The following is a 17,927-nucleotide window of genomic DNA, read 5'->3' as shown; positions in this document are numbered from 1 at the left end:
ACTCAAAAATCCCATGTCCATGACCCTCGCACCGATTGAAACCCCCAGCCGTACAGCCAACAGCGCCAAAGTCGAGCTGACAGAACCTGCTGGCAGCCCCAGCGACCGCCCAGCCCAGAGTGAGTTCGGGCAAATCATGTCGGGGGTTTTGCAGTCCTCGCCGGAGAAAACCCTTGGAGCCGCAGGGCAAGAGATGGCCGCCGTGTCCGACCTCCAAGCAGGCACGCCCGGCTCATTTGGCGGTAATTTGAGTGCCTCCTTGGGCGGTGACTTTCTGAAGGCCGTCCATTTAGGTCCCCACATGAATGTCATCACCTCAGACGCCGCTGTGCCGGACGAGCAAAGCCTGGAAGCGTTTGCCCGTTCACAAGGGCTGGATGAAACCGCCGTCCAGTGGTTGATGGGCAGCAGCCCGGTGGTCGCTGTGCCCTCCCCCATGACCGCCACAGGCAGCCTTGGTACTTTGGACGGCGTGACCTTGGTCCAGGCCATGAATGCGGCCAGTCAGACGGACGGCTCAACGCCAGAGGACGCGCTGCAAGCCGCTGCGCCATCGGCACCTGTTCAGCCCCAAGGTGCAGCGCCGGGCAACGCGCTCAACGCAGATTCAACGGGCGTCGACGGCAAGGCCGATGGGCTGTTCAATCCCAACGCACTCACTGCGGCCGCACTTTGGGCCATGGCCCAAGGCAACGACAAAGCCAAAATGACCCCAGCGGCGCCAGAAGACCCCGCAGAAGTTGCCAAAGTTCAAATCAATTGGATGGCCTCGCCCGCACCCGCGGCATTCTGGATGCTGCGCAACCCCATGGTGGCTGCGCCCGTCAAGGAAGCCCTGACCACGCCCTCTGGCGTGTCCCAGAGCGAGATCGATCTGTCCCAGTCGGCCACACCAGAGTTGCTGGACAGCCTGAGCCAAGCCTTGGCCGAAGGGTCCAGTTTGAGCTCTGCTGAGGTGGGCGGTGAACACCCAACCCCCTTGTCCGGCCATTCGGGTCACCGCGTCGACTTGGCCGCCGCGGCACGCCAAGAGGCGCAAAACCCCGCTGCGGGTGCTTCGGCACCCGACACCGCAAGCGCGCAACGCAGCGAGAACATCCAGAACTTGGCCGAAAAAATGGGCCAAGCGGTGGGTCAGCGCATTTTGTCCGAGATCGAAAAAGGCCAGTGGCACCTGAAACTCTCCTTGCGCCCCGCCACCCTGGGTCACATCGAAGTGGACATGCGCATGCGCAGTGGCGAGTTGGATGCCGTCTTCACGGCGCCCCAAGCCCTGACCCGCGAATTGCTGCTGGAAGGCATGTCCAAACTCAAAGACACCCTGAGCCAAATGGGCATGGATGTTGCTTCTATGCAGGTAGGCGATGGTCAAACCCAAAAACGTGGCGGAGAGTCGACACCTGGACAAATGTCAAAATCGGCAGATGGCAACTCAGATGACCCACAATCCAGCCTTTCAGCCGTTCAGGCCCCCCCTCCTCCAATGAAGATGGGGCAAGATGGCTGGGATGTGTTGGTTTGACCCGCAAACAATCAAGGAAAAATGATGGCTGACGAAGAAATTGAAGTTGAAGGCAAGAAAAAGTCCCCCCTGATCAAGATCATTGTGATCGTATTGGTGGCGTTGCTGCTTTTGGTGGGAACGGCCGTGGGCACCATGTTTGTGACCGGCTTCTTTGACAAAAAAGACACCTTGGCTGCCGAACAGGCCATGAAAGCCATGGAAGAAAGCGCAGCCGACCCCAAATCGGCCGCCAGTGACAACACGCCACAAAAGAAAGCCAAAGAGTCCCCAGAGCTCGAGCGTTTCGAGAAAAGCTATATGGAGCTGGAAAAGCCTCTCGTCTCCAACTTGACCGGCACCCGCAAGGTGATTCAACTGAACGCGGCCATCATGACGCACTACGACGAGCGGGTTTTCAAAAATGCCAAAAAGCATGAATTCGCTTTGCGCTCGGTGGCTCTGGACGTCATGCGTCAAATGACCGAAGCGGACCTGGCCAAGCCCGAGTTCCGCAAGGAGTTGGCCGCCAAAATCCGCGAAGAAATGAACGCCTTGTTGCAAAAATACGAAGACTTCGGTGGCATCGAAGAAGTCTATTTCACCAGCTTTGTGGTCCAGTGATCCTGTTTGACTGATCGTTCCCCATGAGCTTGGCTGAATCGCAAAACCTCTTGTCGCCCGAAGAACTGGCCGCCCTGTCGGCCAGCTTCAACGACGGCAGCATGGAAGTGGACACAGGCTACAACCTGGATGTCCAAGTGCGCAAGCACGACCTGGCCGCCGAAGACAGCAGCCTGGGGGTGAACGTCGCCTCGCTGGACATGATCAACGAGCGCTTCATCCGCATGTTCCGCTTAGGCATGCTGGAAGTGCTGCGCACCAGCCCCAGGGTCAACCCCACCCGGGCGCAAATTGTTCGCTTTGGGGACTACATCAAAGATTTGAAGGCGCCCCTGTCGGTGAACATCATCCGCATGGCCCCTTTGCGTGGCTATGCCATGGTGGTGATCGACACCACGGTGGTCTTCAGCTCACTGGACAGTTTTTTTGGCGGCTTTGGCCGGGGTGTCGGGCAACTGCCGGCTGGCCGTTTGTTCACCCCGACCGAAGCGCGCATCATCAAGATCATCTTGCAGGTCTTTTTCCGCTCTTTCAAAGAGGCGTGGGCCCCGGTGGCGCCCATCGACTTTGAACACGTCAGCTCAGAAATCAACCCGCAATTTGCCCAAATTGCCGATGAGAACGACCTGGTGGTGCTCAGCCGATTCGAATCGGACTCCACCAACCAAGGCTCTGGCTTCATCGACATGGTCATCCCCTATGTCGCGCTCAAGCCGGTTCGGGACGTGCTGCGCAGCCGCGTGCAAACCGGCGACGGCAACGAAGAATCCGACAAGGTCTGGCGCACGCAGCTGGACGATGCGGTGCGCGATGCCGAACTGGAAATCCAGATTTTGCTGGGCAAGATGAGCATGTCCCTGCAAGATTTGAAAAACATGCAACCTGGCGATGTATTGCCTTTCAAAAAACCCGAATCGGCGCGGGCCATGATCGAAGACATGCCTGTCTTCGAGGTCGAAGTGGGTGCGATGGGCAGTCAAGTGGCTGTCAAGATCACCGAAGCCATCAGCCCTAACGTAATCGCCTGACCCCCCTGAGGAGCGCCCATGAATGAACTGAACAACCCCGAAGAATTCGTCCCGGATTCAGGCACCAAAGGCCAGATCCACGGCGATGTGCTGCAAAACATCCCGGTCACCTTGTCCATTGAAGTGGGCCGTGCCGTGATCAAAATCCGTGACCTGATGCGCCTGACCCAAGGCAGCGTGGTGGAGTTGGACCGCATTGCGGGCGAACCTTTGAACCTCTTGGTCAACAACACCGTGGTGGCCCAAGGCGAAGTGGTGCTGGTCAACGACCGCTATGGCATTCGCCTCACGCGCGTGGTCCCGGCCTCCGAACGTCTTGACAACCTCTGAACCCGAAGCAGGCACAGCATGAACTCGGTTTGGACATTAGGCGACTGGCTGCAATACCTGTTCAGCTTCATTTTTGTCATCGGCTTGCTGCTGGCCCTTTTGTGGACGCTGCGCAAGCTGCAAAATGGCCAAGGCCTGCTGCGCAAACACACCCAACGTCTTCAAACCGTGGAGACTCTCTCGGTGGGCGCACGCCAAAAAATCATGCTGATCCGCGTGGACGAGCGCGAAATCCTGGTCGGTGTCTCGGCCCAAAACATCACCGTGCTCTCGCCTTGGCCTGACCACCACATCCACAGTTCCGAGGCCAGTGGCAAAGCGCCAGCGGCCTTGGCGGCCTCACCGGAACCCCTCACCCCATGAAGCGCAACGTCCCCATCGGCTTGATCCTCACCCTTTTGGTGGGGCTTTTGCCTATTCTGGCGCAGGCGGCGCCTGACATGCCGGCCATCACCAGCACCAATACGGGCAAAGGCACGCAGTACAGCATCACGCTGCAACTGCTGGCCTTGATGACCACCCTGTCGGTGTTGCCCTCTTTGCTGCTCATGATGACCGCGTTTGTGCGCATCGTCATCGTCATGTCCATCCTGCGCCAAGCCCTGGGCACTGGCCAAACGCCTCCCAACATGGTCATCGTGGGTCTGTCGCTGTTTTTGACCTTGTTTGTGATGTCGCCCGTGTTGAACGACGTCTACCAAAACGCCCTGCTGCCCTACATGAACCAAGGCCTGGGCTTTGACAAGGCCTTGGCCGCGGCAGAAAAGCCGATTCGAGCCTTCATGCTGCTGCAAACCCGTGAAGACGACATCGCCATGTTCATGGAAATCGCCCGCAACAAAGGCGTCGCCAGTGCACAGGACGTGCCCTTCATGACCTTGGTGCCAGCGTTTTTGACCTCCGAGCTCAAAAGCGCCTTCACCATCGGCTTTCTGATTTACATCCCCTTTGTGGTCATCGATCTGATTGTGGCCAGCGTGTTGATGTCCATGGGCATGATGATGTTGTCGCCCATGATGATTTCGATGCCATTCAAATTGATGTTGTTTGTGCTGGTGGACGGCTGGAGCCTGATCATGGGTTCTTTGGCCGGCAGCTTTGCCATGCCTTGAAGGAGACAAGATGGACACCGCCATGGTCATCGACTTGGGTCGCCACGCTTTGTGGACGGCTGTGTTGGTTTGTGCACCCCTTCTGGCCGTGGCCTTGGGCGTTGGTTTGATCATCGGCATCATCCAGGCCGCCACTTCGGTCAACGAGTCGACACTGAGCTTCATTCCCAAACTGATTGGCGTGGCCTTGGCTTTGCTCGTGTTTGGCAGCTGGCAGCTGGTCACCCTGATCGACTTCACGCGCAGCATTTTTCAGCGCATCCCCACCCTGTTCAGCTGATTTCGGGAACTCATCGCCATGAACTTCCTCGCAGCCGACGTCATTGAAAGGTTTTACACCTTTCTCTGGCCCATGCTGCGCATCTCAGCGCTGATGATCACCGCCCCCATTTTCTCGATCAACGCCTTCAACGTGCGTCTGCGCATCTTGATGGCTTTGGTTTTGGCTTGGCTGGTTTACCCCCTGCACACTTGGCCCGTGATCGATCCCTCCACGGCTCCAGGCTTGGTCGAGGTGTTCAACCAAATCATGATCGGCTCCGTGATGGGCCTGATCATGCAAGTGGTGGTGGCCGCCATGGTCGTCGGCGGCCAGAGCATCGCCGCCGCCATGGGCCTGTCCATGGCCAGCATGATGGACCCCAACATGGGCAACGTGCCTGTTATCTCGCAGCTCATGATCGTGATGTCGACCCTGATTTTTGTCGGCTTCGGTGGCCACGCCATCATGCTGGGGATCATTTCGGAATCCTTTTTCTCCCTGCCGATCGGCACCTCCATCCTCAACCAAGATGTTTATGGCCGCGTCCTGCAGTGGAGCTCCATGGTGTTCTTGGGGGCGGTTTTGATGGCCTTGCCCGTGATGGTGTCGCTGCTGTTCATCAACGTGGGCTTGGGCGTGGTCACCCGCGCTGCGCCCAGCCTGAACATTTTTGCGGTGGGTTTTCCTGCGCTGATCATCGCGGGTTTTCTGATTTTGATCATGTCCCTGGAGAGCATCGGTGCCCGCATCGAATGGCTGTGGGTGCAAGGCTTCAACGTGGTGCGAGACGTGATGGGGGTGCCCCATGTCTGATGCATCGAGTGACGACAAAACAGAAGACCCGACGGGCAAAAAACTCAGCAACGCCAGAGAACAGGGCCAGGTGGCCCGCTCCTCGGAGTTGCCCGCTGCCGTGATCGTCATCGGCTCGCTCGTCATGCTCCTGATGAGCGGTGGCTGGCTGGTCAGCCGCATGGCCCAAATCTTTGCCAACGGTTTTGTCTTTGACCGGACCACCATTGACAAGCCCTTGCTTTTGCCCGCCCACTTTGGCGACCAGTTGCTCTCCTCTTTCATCACCGTGATGCCCATCATGGTGTTCACCGTCATCGCCGCGGTGGTGGCGTCTGGCGTGACAGGGGGCTACCTGTTCTCGCTGCAGGCGGTCACACCCAAAAGTTCCAAACTGAGCCTCATCAGCGGGCTCAAACGCATTTTCGGCACACACGCCATCGTCGAACTGGGCAAGGCCATCCTGAAATTCACCTTGGTCGCGACCGTGCTTTGGTGGTCCTTGATGGGCAATATGGACTCGCTCATCCAAATGGGCCGAATGGGTCTGGAGCCGGCTTTGACGGCTGCGGCGGTCATGATCATGAAATCGACTTTGTGGGTCGCCTTGAGCTTGGCGGTCATCGCGATGATCGATGTGCCCTACCAAAAATACGCCTTCAAGAAGCAAATGCGCATGACCAAGCAAGAGGTCAAGGACGAATACAAGCAAATGGAAGGCAGCCCGGAAGTCAAGGCCCAGATTCGCCGCCGTCAACGTGAGATGGCCAACTCGCGCATGATGGCCCGCATCAAAGATGCCGACGTGGTGATCACCAACCCCGAGCACTTCGCCGTGGCGCTCGAATACGACCCCACAGGCGACGGCGCCCCCATCATGGTGGCCAAAGGCTCAGACCACATGGCCAAACTCATCCGCGAAGAAGCCAAGGCCCATGGCGTTTACCTGTTTGAAGCCGCGCCCTTGGCCCGTGCGATTTATTTCACCACCGAAGTCGAGCAACAAGTGCCCGAAGACCTCTACCACGCCGTGGCGCAAGTCATTGCTTATGTCTTCAGCCTGGAGGCGGCATCGCCCATGAACCCACCGCAAGCCAAACCCCGCGTGAAAGTCCCCACCAACATGCAGTTCAACCCCGACGGCAGCCGGCTTGAGAAAGCGGGAGCCACAGCATGAACATCCAGATCCACCCTGAGACGACCGCTTTGAATTCTTACGTTTTTCGCGCAGCCGACCGGATGCGCATCGACGGTTGCGCCAACGCCGTGGCCAACGAAGGCCTGAGTCTGGCGCTGTATTGCCCTTTTGAGGCCTTGCTCGATCACTACATGAGTTTGCTGCTGGTGCGCGTGCGCCAGCAAGCGCCAGAGCACCGCATCGAGGTTTACTTTCCAGCCAACACCGACTCTTTGTTGGGCCGATTCAATGAAGTGCTGGCCAACCAGTCACTCAACCAGGCCGTCAAAGCCAACGCCACGGTGAACACAGCGCAAATCTGGATCGTGCACGACGCGCAAACCCTGCCAGAGAGCGAAATCCAATTGCTGGCACGCCTGATCCAAAATTTCCCAGGCGCTAACATCCGGGCCATTTTGCTGATGTCGGGCTCCCCCCAGGTGCAAAAGTCGCCTTTGTCGGCTTTTGGCCGGAAAATATTGCGCTGGGACATCGAGGCACCCACCGATGAGCAAGCGCAAGCCGTTCTGGAGCAGGCCCGCAGCGATGGGAATTTGAACGCCATTCAGCCCCTGATTCAACGCATCCAGCGCCAGCAGCGCCCCCCTTTGGGCGCGCCCTTTGACGCCCCGGAATTGCTCGCCAGCCCAGCGCCCGAGGCCCGCCCCGAGACCGCCAAAACGGCCAACTCCAAACTTCAGCAGCAACTGAACACCTTCCAAAAGAAGGGGGCCTCGGCCCTCCAAGCTTGGGCCGGTTCTGCGGCAGGCGTGAAAGGCGCTGGCGCCTGGCTGCGCCAGAACCACAAATTGGCAATCGGCATCGGTTTTGCCCTGGTCATGTCGACCCTCATGATGCTCTGGATTCAACCCGAGGCGTTTGGGCTGAAGGCGGCCAAGCCCACGGTGGCCGCGCCCTTGACCAGCCCGCAGCTGGCCGGACCCGCCAACACCACAGCCCCCAACAGCGCCGCCACAGCCGGGGCAGCCGGTGCCGCTCCAGAGGCCTCATCGGCACCGGCCGTGCCAGGCAACACCACCGCTGTGGCAGCGCCTGCGCAGCCCCCCAGCCCCCCTGCGCCCGTGGCCATGGCCACCACACCGCCAGAGCCGGCCATTGAGGCCCCTGAGGGCACGATGAAAGGCCAAGAGTGGTTGCGTAAGCTCGACGCCAACAGCTACTTGCTGCAACACGGTACGGCCAGCAGCTATGCCAAGGTCTTGGACATCCAACGCCGACACCCCCCCTTGAAGAATGCCCAAATCATCGCGGCCTACCGCCCAGGCGAAAAATTGGCGCACTTCGTGATCGTCTCAGGCCCATACAGCAATGTGGGACAGGGCTATGAGGCCTCGAAGCAGCCGGGCATCCCGCGCAGCTGGGTGCGACCGACACGTGGCTTGCAAGAGCAACTCAAAAGTCCGACCTGAGACCTGAAAGCCCCACCATGACCCAGAAAAAAGCCCCGTCTCAAGGCGTGCCGCAAGCCTCGGCGCCAGGCACCGACGCGCCACTGGCGCCGCAGGTCAGCGCCCCTCGCCAACGCAAGGCATCGGCCGTGAAAAAATCGCAGACCCCAGCGCCCACATCGCCCGCAACGTCCACGTCCAAAAAACGCACACCGGCTGCGAAGGTTCAAACCGCTGCAGACCCCGCCGATCAAGCCCTGGCCACCAAGGCCCCCAGCCGGTCCCCTGCCAGGTCTTCGGCGCGCGCACCTGCGCCCACCCAAACGCGCAAACCTTCGCGGGTGAAAACCAAGGCCCTGCCCGCCACGGCCGATCAGCCTTTGAAAATTGAGCCGGTATTGACCGATGCGGCCCTGGGCCAAGACGCCAGCGCGGCCACCCCGATCAAGCCACCCAACAGCGCGGCCACTGAAAAACCAGCCCCCGAGGCCGCGGCCCCGGCCGTGTTGAGCGTGGCCGAACTCTGGGAGCAAGGCAGCCCGATCAAGACCCGCATCGCCCAGCTGAGAACACGCAACTCACTCTTGGAAGAACAAATCCAAAGATTGCGTCCCCCCGTCCAAGTCCGAGGAAAGAAAAAATGAGCGAGAACACTTTCAAGCCCAGTGAGGAACCTGTCGACATCGCAGAAGTCGAAGGCCGCGAAACGCCGCCCACAGAAGCTGCTGTCGATTCGCCGCCGCCCGAGTCACCCCCCAAACCGGTTGCCGCGGCCAGCCCGGCACCTGAAAAACCCATGCATGTGGGCATCACGGTCGACCAAAGGGCTTACCAGCAATACCAATCTTTGGCGCAGGTGGTGCTCGACTCTGCTGAATTGGCCACCAAGTCCGCAGAAGCCGCCACCAGCGTGAGCGGCCAGCTGCGACGGGCCACCGAAGAATTCAAGGAAGTGACCGACGCAGGCCATAAAAAAGCACGCCTCTTGTTGGCCGTGATGGGCGGCGTCATGGTCATCAGCCTGATCTTTTTCCTGATCATGGGCGTGCGCTTGGTCAGCCGCATCAACCAACTGGACGCGATGCTGATGGCCGTGGGCAAACGCGTGGTGGAACTCAACACGGGCATGGAGTCTCTGGAAGGCGTCAACCAAAGCGTGAAAGAGCTGGCCTCCCAACAGGTGGCCCTGACCAAGTCACAAGGCGAGATTGAAGGCCGCATTGACGCTTCGCTCAAGCAATCGGAGAGCTTGGTGCAAAAAGTGCCCAGTGAAACCGCCAAGCAAGTGGCGGCCAGCAGCGACTCGGTGATTCGCCAGGTCCAGGGAATCAACGCCAAACTGCAAACCCAGGCCAACGCCGTGCAATCCTTGGGCAACGAAGTCAAGTCGTTGAAGTCGGCGGTCGGCAACGTCGACGGCCTCAAACGCGATGTGGAAGCCTTGGTCACGCTGCAAAAAGAGCGCTACCTTGAAACGGTGCAAAAGAACACAGCCAACACCTCACGCGAGCGGGCTGTTCAATTCCCGAGGTTCAACGCAGCCAAACCCGGTGAAGCCACCGCCCCCAACGGAGCGCCCGCTGCAGCGCCGAGCGCGCCTGCAGCCCCCGCCACCAAGCCCTGACCCAGCTTGAGGGCCTGACTCACTCGATGCACAGCGCGATGTAGGTCAGGGTAAAAACACCGTAGGGCGGAATCTTGCGCCAGTAACCCATTTCGTTCACGGTGAACAATTTCTGTCCTGTCATTTTGGGGCCCGCGTAGCTGGTCATTTGCCCCAATCGGTGCATTTTGTAATTGCAGTCGTACTCGTTGATGTAGGTTCTGGAGCGCACACCTTCGGCGTCGGGGCTTTTCAAGTCCTGCATTTCCCGGACACGGCGAATGGTGTCTTCTTTTTCAATGCTGCTGCGGTTGAGGTAAAGCGTCACCTCTTCGGATTCACCGATCCGGGTCCAGGCTTGGGCGGTGCTGGGCAGCCATGCAGCCCACACGGCCAAACAGCCCAGGCCAATCAGCCGCCGTGCGCGCATGGAAAACATTGGCAAAGTCATGTCTTTTCTCAAAAATAAGTTCCGGCCAAGGTGATGGCTTGGCCACCCGTGCCCAATTTGAACCGCGAAATGCCCGGCAAATCGTGGGTGTTGACGCCTCCCAAGTCCAGCACCTCGATGCCCAAACCTTGCAGGTGAACCACCGACGCCCACAACAAAGCGTTGTGGGCGCTGAGTTGGCGCCCTTGCTCATCGGCCCATCCCATATGGTAACTGGCCACCCGGCCATGGATCAAAAACAGCATGCCCGCCACCGTGTTCTTGCCCACCTCCGCATAGGCCACCACAAAGGCTTGCCGAGGGTCGGCCGCCGCCGCGATGTAGGCCTGCACAAAATGCGTGGGCAGTCCCTGAAACTTTTTCGCCTCACGTTGATCGCGTTCTTTGTCCAGCAACCATTCGCAGCGCTTCAAACTGGCTTGCACCTGCACGCGGATTTTTTCATTCGACAAGGCCTTGATCAAGCGGTTGCGCCACTTGCCCTCCAAAGCGGCTTTCAAGGTCGGCAGGCTTTGCTTTAAATCGAGCAAGACGGTGGCGTAACCGGTCATCACGCGCGAGAGGCCTTGGACCTCGACGGGGTCGACTTGATCGGCACAGCGGTCAGGCGAAAACAACACGACTTTGAGCCAAGGCGCTGGCAAGCTTTGTCGCAATTGTTTGTAAATGGCCGAACGTTGTGCGGGCGGCACCTGCGGGTCCCACACAGGCCCTCGGGTACAAGAAGCCACCGACAAATAGCCCAACCAGCGCTTGCACATGAACTGGGCCAGCGCCAACAGACGCCCGTCTTCCCAGACCATGGCGCGGTGAACGCGCACGCCCAGTGCCTTCAAAGCCTCACCGTAGAGCCAGGACTGCTGCAATGCGCCGTGCTGGGCCGAATGAAATTCTTCCCAGTCCGCCTGTGGCAAAAGCTCCCATTTCACTTCCATATCGTCATAATAGGCAAATTTTCCAAATTCGCTCAAGATACCGCATTTGCAACCGATTTACACCGGTGTGAATGGAATTTCAAGCCATGTCTTCACGACAAGTTTCAAGCATCCTCGGACACGATATTCCCAAAGCCCGTTTGACCCTCTCAGGTTGGGCTTGGATGGCACTGTATGTGGGTTTGCCTGTCCTCTTGCTGGGCAATGCGATGGACTTGTTTTTTCAGTGGGTATGGGGTTGGTGCATCGGTGTTTGGTGCATGGTTTAAAACAAAAGGGCCAGCATGTTTTTCTTTATCGGTTTGGCAGTGGTGTTCGGCGCCGTGTTTGGTGGCTACATTCTTGCGGGCGGCAAAATGGCCCCCATCATCAAGGCTGCGCCTTTCGAATTCATCATCATTGGGGGCTCCGCCATCGGGGCCTCCTTGATTGCGAACAGCTTTCCGGTCTTCAAAGCCGCCATGGGCGGTATTGGCAAATGCATCAAGGGGCCCAGCTTTCACCAAGCCGACTACCTGGCCTTGATGCTCTTGGTGGGCAAGTTGCAAGCCGTCATGAAAAAAGAAGGCGTGGTGGCGTTGGAGTCGCACGTAGAGAACCCCGATTCCAGCGCGATTTTTGGCGAATTTCCCAAATTGGCCAAGGACCACTCCATTGTTCAGATGATTTGTGATCCGCTGCGCTTGATGGTGATCTCGCAGGGCAACCTGGACGCCGATGCTTTGGACGATTTGATGAAAAAAGCCATCAAGGTCCACCACCACGAAGCTTTGCTGGCGCCTGCTGCGCTGGCCGGTATCGCGGGTGGTTTGCCTGCCCTGGGTATTGTGGCCTGCGTGTTGGGTGTGGTGAAAACCATGGGCGCGATCGACCAACCCCCGCCCGTGCTGGGCGCGCTGATTGGCGCCGCCCTGGTGGGAACGCTGATGGGGGTGTTCTTGGCCTACGGCATGTTCGAGCCCTTTTCCGGTCGCTTGACGCAAATCATCAACGAAGATGCCCAGGCCTTTGACGTCATTCGCGAAATGATCGTGGGCAACCTGCGGGGCTATCCGCAGCCCTTGATCATCGAGTCGGCGCGTGCCTGCATTTCGCACCACAGCCAACCGAGTTTCTCTGAAGTCTTCGACGGCATGCGAGGTTCTTGATGGCGGAGGCAGACAAAGCCGCAGCAGGGACGCCCGAGGAAGTCGCGGCGGCCGAAGCTGCTGCCGCAGCAGAGGCGCTGCGGCCCATCATCGTTGTCAAAAAAATCATTGCCGACGATGGCCATGCGGGCGCCCACGGCGGTGCCTGGAAGATCGCGCTGGCCGACATGATGACCGCCATGATGGCTTTCTTTTTGCTCATGTGGCTGTTGGGTGCCAGCACCGAAGACAAGCGCAAAAGTGTCGCAGACTACTTCCGCCCCACATCGCACAGCCAGATCGCCATGGGCGAGCTGGCGGGCTCCAACGGCCTGTTTGGCGGCACGTCCATCATTGACCCGGACGGCTTCCCTTTTTCCTCCAAACAAACCGCGATGCTCGAGCGCCTGACGCCACAGGCCCAGGGCGGCCCAGGCGAAAGCTTTGGCTCTTCGAAAGAGGAAAACAACAAGGACGGCCCGTCGGAACAAGACCCCGGCAAGGAAAGCGGCACAGGCACGCCCAGCGAAAAGCAGGACAAACAAAACTTCGACAAGTTGGAAAAAGAGATCAAACAAAAACTGTCCGAGAGCAAACAGTTCGAGAAGATCAAGGACCAAGTCAGCATCACCCGCGACAAGGAAGGCTTGCGCATCGAGGTGATCGACAAGGCCGACTTTGCCATGTACGGCTCGGGTGGCGCCGAAATGGGGGCCAAGGCGGCCGCCCTGATGTCGGAAGTGACCAAGTCCCTGAAGCCCTTGCCCAACAAATTGGCCATCCGTGGCCACACCGACAGCACCGGCTTCCCGCCCGAGAGCATGCGCAACAACTGGACTTTGTCGACCGAACGTGCCGATGCCACCCGCCAGTTCATGCAAGGCCAAGGCGTCGGGGCCAACCGGTTCTCACGCATTGAAGGGGTGGCCGACACCAACCCGAATGTGCCCGGAAATCCCGCCGACCCCCGCAACCGCAGGGTCAGCATCACCGTGCTCAACCAATGACCGCAGCCCTGGCCCTTTGCACAAGCCCACGGTCATGAGGACTTGCCTGTTTTCAACCCACAACGCCCAGCGAGAGGTTCATCCATGCTGAAAAATATCTCCATCGGCATCGCCATCGGTCTTTTGGTGATGGGGGGCATTTGGGGCTTGGTGCACCTCTTGGGAGCCCCAAGCCAAGAGTCCGCCGAGTTGACCACCCCCAAAAGCATGCCCGGCGGCAGCAAGGGGGTGATGGACTTGATCTGTGAGTTGGAGCTGGACCTGGACGGTCAATTGGCACTGGGCATCAAAGAAAACGAGCCCTCGCGTGTGGCCATGGCGCAAGTTGATTTCGACCAAAAGTCTGGCTGGTACCAAGGCCGCATTGCCATCTCCGAAAGCCGTGCAGGCACGCTCACGCTGATGGGCACTCGCGTCAAGGTTTACCGTCCCGCCATGTTCCAACGCTTTGGCGTCATGATCTCTGGCGAAGAGTTTGTGGTGGACCGCAAAACCGGTCGTTTCGAACAATCCCTGAGTCTGTCGGACGGGCGCACCGTCAAGCTCATCAAGGGCACCTGCGCCCACGTGATCAAACCACCCTTTTGAGACCCTGCGCTCAAGGGCGTCGCCTTTCACCCGCGCCAGGGCGAACCCGGTGCAGCGGCTGGGCTCGCTTCAAGCCACGTTGCGCAGCTCGTACTTGTTGATTTTTTCGATCAAGGTCGTGCGTTGCAATTGGAGCAGCTTGGCCGTTTGAGACACATTGCCTTGGGTCCGTGCCAAGGCTTGCTCAATCAAGCTGCGCTCAACTTCCACCAAATGCTGCTTGAGCGACATGCCTTCAGGCGGCAAGGTTTGGATGCCCTGCGCCAGCAAGATCGCTTGCTCGACCTCGTTGATTTCATCGTTCGATGCCGACAAGGGTGCGGGACTGAACGCTTTGACGGGCATGCTGAAAGAGCCAGAGGGGCTCGACAACAAGTGCGACATCGGATCGTCTTCGCGGTCAAACGGTGAAGCCCCCAAGCTCTGCGCGCCTTGGGGCACGCCAAAAAGCAAGGCGTCTTCTGCCGGCACGACCACTTGCGACACGGCCACGTCGTCTTCCATGGAAGGCTGGAAAGTCGCAGGCGCCGTCAAACCGTTTTTGGCCAGCCACTCGGCCTGCAAGGCCGCCATGCCCAGCGGCATCATGCAGGCTGGAACGGTTTGAACATGCAGGACTTGGGCGGGGTAGAGGGTGGAAAAACGGTCAACCAGGTTGGACAATTCCCGCACATTGCCCGGCCAGGTGTAGCTCTGCATGAGCTGCATCATCTCAGGGGCAAAACGCACCGCCCGGATGTGCGGCAGCGCGTGCTTTTCGGCATAAAAATGCAGCAAGGCTGCCACATCGGATGGCCGCTCACGCAGTGGCGTGGTGGTCACAGGCAAGACGTTGATGCGGTAATACAAATCTTCCCGGAAACGGCCGGCTTCGACCTCGGCTTCCAGTTTTTTATGGGTCGCGGCCACCACGCGCACATCCAGAGGTACCTCTTTGGAAGCGCCCACAGGCAAGATGCAACGCTCTTGCAGCACGCGCAGCAGCTTGACTTGCATGTCCATCGGCAAATCGCCGATTTCATCCAGGAACAGCGTGCCCCCGTGGGCGAGCTCAAACCGCCCCAAACGGTCCGAGACCGCTCCGGTGAAACTGCCTTTTCGGTGGCCAAACAGCTCGCTCTCGATCAAGTCACGCGGAATGGCGCCACAGTTGATGGGCACAAAAGGGCCGTCGGCGCGAGGGCCTTGCATGTGCAGCGACTGCGCCACCAATTCTTTGCCCGTACCACTCTCCCCGGTGATCAGCGCGGTCGAGGCCGACGCCGACAGGGTTTTGATCAAGTCGCGCAGGAAAAGCGTGGCTTGACTGTCACCAATGATGAGGGGGTGGTTGCGAGGTTTCATCCAAGAATGGGCCAAGGACCGTGGGGCATCAGAGGGGGTGTTGGGCGATCACAGAGGTCTCTTCAACACAGTGTTGAAAATGACACAAATGACAATATTTCTGTTTATAAATCAAAATTCACACTTTGACCAATTGAAAATGGTAACTTAAGGACCCAGTCCCCTCGAATTGTGGTTTTTTACAGCACATGGCGCCCCTCGGCCTGCTCTATTCGACGGTGAAAGCACGCATGAGCCCTCAAGACTTCCCATGTGCTGTCGATACTTCCATCAAGATAAATCAGCTGGGCTATGGCATGTTGCCTTGTCCAGCCACTGGAGTTTCAAGATGACTTTTCACCGATCCCTGGCGGTCTCTCTGCTCTGCTTGGCCGCCTTGGCGGGCTGCGACACCCTGTCTTTGAATGCGCTCAAAGCCACCCCAGCGGCCGCGCCCAGCACAGCCTCGATGATCACGCCGCTGGTTGAGAAACGCGAAACCTTGGTGGCCACAGGGTACGCGGTCATCAGCGTGCAAAACCACAAGAACCCCGCCCAACAACGCCTCTTGGCCATTCGCGCCTCCAAGCTGGACGCCTACCGCTCGCTGACCGAGCAGGTGTACGGCCAGCAACTTGACGCCACCACCACGGTGGCCGACATGACCGTCATGAGCGACACCTTCCGGGCCAAAGTCGAAGGGGTGATTTACGGCGCTGTGCTGGTCAGCATTGCCCCCGTGGGTGAAGACACGTACGAGACCACACTGTCGCTGGACCAACATGTGGTGCGTGACCTGCGCAGCCTGTACCTGAACCAGCTGGCTGCTCGCCGCCGCTGACACCATGTCCCCGCAAGCCCTCTCCCACAGCACCCGTCGACTTGGCCGCATCTCGGCTTTGGCGCTGGGCTGCGCCATGACCCTGCTGGCTCAGGCGCAGAACAGCCCAGTGGCCAGTCCGGCGATGGGCGATGGCGCTGCAGCCCAAGCCACGGTCCGAAAGGACAGCCGGGCGACCCGCTCGCCAACGGCCAAACAACACGAGGCCCAACTGGGCGCGATTCGCCAGGCCATTTTGCAGGCCACCATCGATCGCCCCACCCGCGTGCTCAGCAGTGCCTGGATCGATGACAAAGGCGCCCTGCATGAAAGTGCCCATTTCCAATCGCAAGCTGAGGTTCGGGGCGTGCGCGTGCTCTCTTATTTACAAGACGAGCAAGACACGCCGCCACAGGTCAGTGCCGAGGTGCTGCCTTGGGGCTGGCGTGCGGCCCAAACCAAGGCCACCGAGTGCAAGGCCCCTCCCCGCCCCTGGCGCTTGCCGCTGGTGATGCAAACCCGTGTGGACACCGGTTTCACGGGCGCGCAGCAGTTTGCCAGCCAATCGGTGATGCATTGGGTGGACCAGTCGTGGACCCAGCACATGCAAGCTTCTGTGCGCTGGCGTGCGCAAAAGAAGTCAACTCCGCCCGACAACACTTACCTTCGGGCCTTGACCGGCCCGAGTGAAAGCCCGACGGGGTGGACCGCCGAATTGGTGCTCAAACCCCACGCCCCAGCGCAAGAGTACTCGGTGCGCCAAGCTTGGAATGACCTGAACAAAAACGCGCAAGATTGGCGCTGGACCTTGACCTTCACGCTCGGCGAACGGCATGCCAGCGAAGGTCCGATCGAGCCCCGTTGGCAGATGGAACAGGTCATCCGCATCGATCCGCAAAACGCCAGCCAAAATCCCAGTGCCTGGGTGCAAAGCCTGAAAGAGCAGCTCCAACTCCAGATGCAAGCTTGGGTGGCCCAACTGGACAAACGTTCGGCCTGCGAGCCGGTTCAATTCCATGTGCGGCGGACCGAAGCGGACAAGCTGACCCTGCAAGGGGGCACGGACAGCGGCTTGCGTGCGGGTGACCGTGTGTTGTTGATCAACCCCAGCCATGTGCCCAGCCAGATGCTGGAGCCGGGCGCCACGCAGCATCTGGCGCTGGCCCAGGTGGTCAACGTGGGGCGCGATCGCACCGAACTGCAACAATTGGCGGGCCCCACCTTGGCGGCGCAAGGCCACTGGATGGCCTTGCCACTCTGATCTGACCGTTTGAACCCACCCTGGACCCCCTGAACATGAGCCCTCGCACTGCCCTCTCCCCTCAGCCAACGACGGGTCGCCTGTTTGGGGTGGTCTGTGGACTGCTGGTGGCCGCCACCGCCATGGCCCTGCCAGGCGCCCAAGCGGCTGAAACCACGGCCGCTGCGGCTTCTGCGCTCAAAGTCCTGTCCACCCCTTTGGGCGGCGCTGACAGCGCATCGGCACAGGCAGACAGTGGCTCCGCCAGCCCTGCCGCTGCAGGCACGCTCATCACCGTTCAAAAAGGCGAAAGCATTGACGCCGTTTTAAGGCGCGGCCTGCCGGGCATGCCCTTGAAAGACGAGTTCATGCGACAAGCCTTGGCCAAGGCCAACCCGAAAATTTTCCCCAAAGGCAGCACCTACCCCGTTCGCCCGGGGACGGTCCTGGCCTTGCCTTCGGTGGAGGCCCTGCGCCAGCACATCTTGGCCCAAAGCCCACAAGCGGCGGCCTTGTTTCAAGCTCCGGCCGTGAAAGAGGACGCTGAGGCATCCCATACAGGTCCTGACAAACGCCGTTGGGTGCGCTTTCCTTGAAA

22 protein-coding genes are annotated in these 17,927 nt (G+C 59.4%); 19 read left to right on the top strand and 3 right to left on the bottom strand.

The window, feature by feature from the left end; all coding sequences use genetic code 11:
- Nucleotides 1-13 precede the first annotated feature (13 nt).
- The 12 genes from B9Z31_RS07180 to B9Z31_RS07125 are packed head-to-tail and all read left to right on the top strand — an operon-like array spanning nucleotide 14 to nucleotide 9,859.
- Nucleotides 14-1,522, top strand: a complete 1,509-nt coding sequence (locus tag B9Z31_RS07180; RefSeq protein ID WP_100118892.1) for a flagellar hook-length control protein FliK — start codon at nucleotides 14-16, stop codon at nucleotides 1,520-1,522.
- 24 nt (nucleotides 1,523-1,546) lie between these two features.
- On the top strand, nucleotides 1,547-2,125 hold the full coding sequence (gene fliL / locus B9Z31_RS07175) for a flagellar basal body-associated protein FliL (protein ID WP_100119119.1): 579 nt from the start codon (nucleotides 1,547-1,549) through the stop codon (nucleotides 2,123-2,125).
- Nucleotides 2,126-2,148: 23 nt separating this feature from the next.
- Nucleotides 2,149-3,153 (top strand): flagellar motor switch protein FliM, encoded by a 1,005-nt coding sequence (gene fliM, locus B9Z31_RS07170; protein ID WP_100118891.1) that lies wholly within the window; start codon nucleotides 2,149-2,151, stop codon nucleotides 3,151-3,153.
- Nucleotides 3,154-3,171: 18 nt separating this feature from the next.
- Nucleotides 3,172-3,483: a flagellar motor switch protein FliN gene (gene fliN, locus B9Z31_RS07165; protein WP_100118890.1), complete on the top strand. Its 312-nt coding sequence runs from the start codon at nucleotides 3,172-3,174 to the stop codon at nucleotides 3,481-3,483.
- Nucleotides 3,484-3,501: 18 nt separating this feature from the next.
- Nucleotides 3,502-3,846 (top strand): flagellar biosynthetic protein FliO, encoded by a 345-nt coding sequence (fliO, locus tag B9Z31_RS07160; RefSeq protein ID WP_100118889.1) that lies wholly within the window; start codon nucleotides 3,502-3,504, stop codon nucleotides 3,844-3,846.
- The gene (gene fliP, locus B9Z31_RS07155) at nucleotides 3,843-4,595 is read left to right on the top strand and encodes a flagellar type III secretion system pore protein FliP (protein WP_100118888.1); all 753 of its coding nucleotides are present in this window, start codon (nucleotides 3,843-3,845) and stop codon (nucleotides 4,593-4,595) included. The genes fliO and fliP overlap by 4 nt, the downstream gene beginning before the upstream one ends.
- A gap of 10 nt (nucleotides 4,596-4,605) precedes the next feature.
- A complete protein-coding gene (gene fliQ / locus B9Z31_RS07150) occupies nucleotides 4,606-4,875 on the top strand; it encodes a flagellar biosynthesis protein FliQ (protein WP_100118887.1) in 270 nt (89 codons plus the stop codon).
- Nucleotides 4,876-4,893: 18 nt separating this feature from the next.
- Nucleotides 4,894-5,670: a flagellar biosynthetic protein FliR gene (gene fliR, locus B9Z31_RS07145; RefSeq protein ID WP_100118886.1), complete on the top strand. Its 777-nt coding sequence runs from the start codon at nucleotides 4,894-4,896 to the stop codon at nucleotides 5,668-5,670.
- Nucleotides 5,663-6,826 carry a flagellar biosynthesis protein FlhB gene (flhB, locus tag B9Z31_RS07140; RefSeq protein WP_100118885.1) on the top strand — a complete coding sequence of 388 codons (1,164 nt, stop codon included), beginning with the start codon at nucleotides 5,663-5,665 and terminating at the stop codon, nucleotides 6,824-6,826. Before fliR ends, flhB begins: the two co-directional genes overlap by 8 nt.
- Nucleotides 6,823-8,256, top strand: a complete 1,434-nt coding sequence (locus B9Z31_RS07135) for a hypothetical protein (RefSeq protein WP_100118884.1) — start codon at nucleotides 6,823-6,825, stop codon at nucleotides 8,254-8,256. The genes flhB and B9Z31_RS07135 overlap by 4 nt, the downstream gene beginning before the upstream one ends.
- 17 nt (nucleotides 8,257-8,273) lie before the next feature.
- Nucleotides 8,274-8,879: a hypothetical protein gene (locus tag B9Z31_RS07130; protein ID WP_100118883.1), complete on the top strand. Its 606-nt coding sequence runs from the start codon at nucleotides 8,274-8,276 to the stop codon at nucleotides 8,877-8,879.
- Nucleotides 8,876-9,859, top strand: coding sequence for a hypothetical protein (locus tag B9Z31_RS07125; RefSeq protein WP_100118882.1), 984 nt, complete (start codon nucleotides 8,876-8,878; stop codon nucleotides 9,857-9,859). The genes B9Z31_RS07130 and B9Z31_RS07125 overlap by 4 nt, the downstream gene beginning before the upstream one ends.
- Nucleotides 9,860-9,878: 19 nt before the next feature.
- Here B9Z31_RS07125 and B9Z31_RS07120 read toward each other — a convergent pair whose 3' ends face one another.
- Together B9Z31_RS07120 and B9Z31_RS07115 are read right to left on the bottom strand one after the other, a co-directional pair.
- A complete protein-coding gene (locus B9Z31_RS07120) occupies nucleotides 9,879-10,289 on the bottom strand; it encodes a surface-adhesin E family protein (protein ID WP_233200826.1) in 411 nt (136 codons plus the stop codon).
- Nucleotides 10,290-10,297: 8 nt separating this feature from the next.
- Nucleotides 10,298-11,224 (bottom strand): GNAT family N-acetyltransferase, encoded by a 927-nt coding sequence (locus B9Z31_RS07115; RefSeq protein ID WP_100118881.1) that lies wholly within the window; start codon nucleotides 11,222-11,224, stop codon nucleotides 10,298-10,300.
- An 86-nt stretch (nucleotides 11,225-11,310) separates the two neighbouring features.
- Between B9Z31_RS07115 and B9Z31_RS07110 the strand changes: the two genes are divergently transcribed.
- From B9Z31_RS07110 to B9Z31_RS07095, 4 genes are all read left to right on the top strand, one after another.
- Nucleotides 11,311-11,493, top strand: coding sequence for a hypothetical protein (locus B9Z31_RS07110; protein ID WP_100119117.1), 183 nt, complete (start codon nucleotides 11,311-11,313; stop codon nucleotides 11,491-11,493).
- A 15-nt stretch (nucleotides 11,494-11,508) separates the two neighbouring features.
- Nucleotides 11,509-12,372 carry a flagellar motor stator protein MotA gene (gene motA / locus B9Z31_RS07105; RefSeq protein WP_100118880.1) on the top strand — a complete coding sequence of 288 codons (864 nt, stop codon included), beginning with the start codon at nucleotides 11,509-11,511 and terminating at the stop codon, nucleotides 12,370-12,372.
- A complete protein-coding gene (locus tag B9Z31_RS07100) occupies nucleotides 12,372-13,358 on the top strand; it encodes a flagellar motor protein MotB (protein WP_100118879.1) in 987 nt (328 codons plus the stop codon). Before motA ends, B9Z31_RS07100 begins: the two co-directional genes overlap by 1 nt.
- Nucleotides 13,359-13,442: 84 nt before the next feature.
- The gene (locus B9Z31_RS07095; RefSeq protein WP_100118878.1) at nucleotides 13,443-13,946 is read left to right on the top strand and encodes a hypothetical protein; all 504 of its coding nucleotides are present in this window, start codon (nucleotides 13,443-13,445) and stop codon (nucleotides 13,944-13,946) included.
- Nucleotides 13,947-14,015: 69 nt separating this feature from the next.
- Here the strand turns inward: B9Z31_RS07095 and B9Z31_RS07090 are convergent, their stop codons facing one another.
- On the bottom strand, nucleotides 14,016-15,290 hold the full coding sequence (locus tag B9Z31_RS07090; RefSeq protein WP_100118877.1) for a sigma-54-dependent Fis family transcriptional regulator: 1,275 nt from the start codon (nucleotides 15,288-15,290) through the stop codon (nucleotides 14,016-14,018).
- Nucleotides 15,291-15,618: 328 nt separating this feature from the next.
- On the opposite strand from B9Z31_RS07090, the gene B9Z31_RS07085 reads away from it, so the two are divergent.
- Genes B9Z31_RS07085 through B9Z31_RS07075 form a run of 3 tightly spaced genes read left to right on the top strand, consistent with a single transcriptional unit; the run spans nucleotide 15,619 to nucleotide 17,925 of the window.
- On the top strand, nucleotides 15,619-16,110 hold the full coding sequence (locus B9Z31_RS07085; protein ID WP_100118876.1) for an LPP20 family lipoprotein: 492 nt from the start codon (nucleotides 15,619-15,621) through the stop codon (nucleotides 16,108-16,110).
- A 4-nt stretch (nucleotides 16,111-16,114) separates the two neighbouring features.
- The gene (locus tag B9Z31_RS07080) at nucleotides 16,115-17,350 is read left to right on the top strand and encodes a hypothetical protein (RefSeq protein WP_100118875.1); all 1,236 of its coding nucleotides are present in this window, start codon (nucleotides 16,115-16,117) and stop codon (nucleotides 17,348-17,350) included.
- Nucleotides 17,351-17,385: 35 nt separating this feature from the next.
- Nucleotides 17,386-17,925, top strand: a complete 540-nt coding sequence (locus tag B9Z31_RS07075) for a hypothetical protein (RefSeq protein ID WP_143473821.1) — start codon at nucleotides 17,386-17,388, stop codon at nucleotides 17,923-17,925.
- The last annotated feature ends 2 nt before the right edge of the window (nucleotides 17,926-17,927 follow it).

The organism is Limnohabitans sp. G3-2 (assembly GCF_002778275.1).
GTDB lineage: Bacteria > Pseudomonadota > Gammaproteobacteria > Burkholderiales > Burkholderiaceae_C > Limnohabitans_A.
Note: the sequence above shows the minus strand (reverse complement) of the source record. Positions and strands in the feature narration are given on the sequence as shown.

What these genes read in the sequence shown, in the direction of transcription:
- fliP (WP_100118888.1), top strand. Translation starts at nt 3,843, where the DNA reads ATGAAGCGCAACGTCCCCATCGGCTTGATCCTCACCCTTTTGGTGGGG.
- B9Z31_RS07085 (WP_100118876.1), top strand. Translation starts at nt 15,619, where the DNA reads ATGACTTTTCACCGATCCCTGGCGGTCTCTCTGCTCTGCTTGGCCGCC.
- flhB (WP_100118885.1), top strand. Translation starts at nt 5,663, where the DNA reads ATGTCTGATGCATCGAGTGACGACAAAACAGAAGACCCGACGGGCAAA.
- B9Z31_RS07135 (WP_100118884.1), top strand. Translation starts at nt 6,823, where the DNA reads ATGAACATCCAGATCCACCCTGAGACGACCGCTTTGAATTCTTACGTT.
- B9Z31_RS07100 (WP_100118879.1), top strand. Translation starts at nt 12,372, where the DNA reads ATGGCGGAGGCAGACAAAGCCGCAGCAGGGACGCCCGAGGAAGTCGCG.
- fliM (WP_100118891.1), top strand. Translation starts at nt 2,149, where the DNA reads ATGAGCTTGGCTGAATCGCAAAACCTCTTGTCGCCCGAAGAACTGGCC.
- B9Z31_RS07080 (WP_100118875.1), top strand. Translation starts at nt 16,115, where the DNA reads ATGTCCCCGCAAGCCCTCTCCCACAGCACCCGTCGACTTGGCCGCATC.
- B9Z31_RS07180 (WP_100118892.1), top strand. Translation starts at nt 14, where the DNA reads ATGTCCATGACCCTCGCACCGATTGAAACCCCCAGCCGTACAGCCAAC.
- B9Z31_RS07120 (WP_233200826.1), bottom strand. Translation starts at nt 10,289, where the DNA reads ATGACTTTGCCAATGTTTTCCATGCGCGCACGGCGGCTGATTGGCCTG.
- motA (WP_100118880.1), top strand. Translation starts at nt 11,509, where the DNA reads ATGTTTTTCTTTATCGGTTTGGCAGTGGTGTTCGGCGCCGTGTTTGGT.
- fliN (WP_100118890.1), top strand. Translation starts at nt 3,172, where the DNA reads ATGAATGAACTGAACAACCCCGAAGAATTCGTCCCGGATTCAGGCACC.
- B9Z31_RS07075 (WP_143473821.1), top strand. Translation starts at nt 17,386, where the DNA reads ATGAGCCCTCGCACTGCCCTCTCCCCTCAGCCAACGACGGGTCGCCTG.
- B9Z31_RS07125 (WP_100118882.1), top strand. Translation starts at nt 8,876, where the DNA reads ATGAGCGAGAACACTTTCAAGCCCAGTGAGGAACCTGTCGACATCGCA.
- fliO (WP_100118889.1), top strand. Translation starts at nt 3,502, where the DNA reads ATGAACTCGGTTTGGACATTAGGCGACTGGCTGCAATACCTGTTCAGC.
- fliL (WP_100119119.1), top strand. Translation starts at nt 1,547, where the DNA reads ATGGCTGACGAAGAAATTGAAGTTGAAGGCAAGAAAAAGTCCCCCCTG.
- B9Z31_RS07095 (WP_100118878.1), top strand. Translation starts at nt 13,443, where the DNA reads ATGCTGAAAAATATCTCCATCGGCATCGCCATCGGTCTTTTGGTGATG.
- B9Z31_RS07090 (WP_100118877.1), bottom strand. Translation starts at nt 15,290, where the DNA reads ATGAAACCTCGCAACCACCCCCTCATCATTGGTGACAGTCAAGCCACG.
- fliQ (WP_100118887.1), top strand. Translation starts at nt 4,606, where the DNA reads ATGGACACCGCCATGGTCATCGACTTGGGTCGCCACGCTTTGTGGACG.
- B9Z31_RS07115 (WP_100118881.1), bottom strand. Translation starts at nt 11,224, where the DNA reads ATGGAAGTGAAATGGGAGCTTTTGCCACAGGCGGACTGGGAAGAATTT.
- B9Z31_RS07110 (WP_100119117.1), top strand. Translation starts at nt 11,311, where the DNA reads ATGTCTTCACGACAAGTTTCAAGCATCCTCGGACACGATATTCCCAAA.
- B9Z31_RS07130 (WP_100118883.1), top strand. Translation starts at nt 8,274, where the DNA reads ATGACCCAGAAAAAAGCCCCGTCTCAAGGCGTGCCGCAAGCCTCGGCG.
- fliR (WP_100118886.1), top strand. Translation starts at nt 4,894, where the DNA reads ATGAACTTCCTCGCAGCCGACGTCATTGAAAGGTTTTACACCTTTCTC.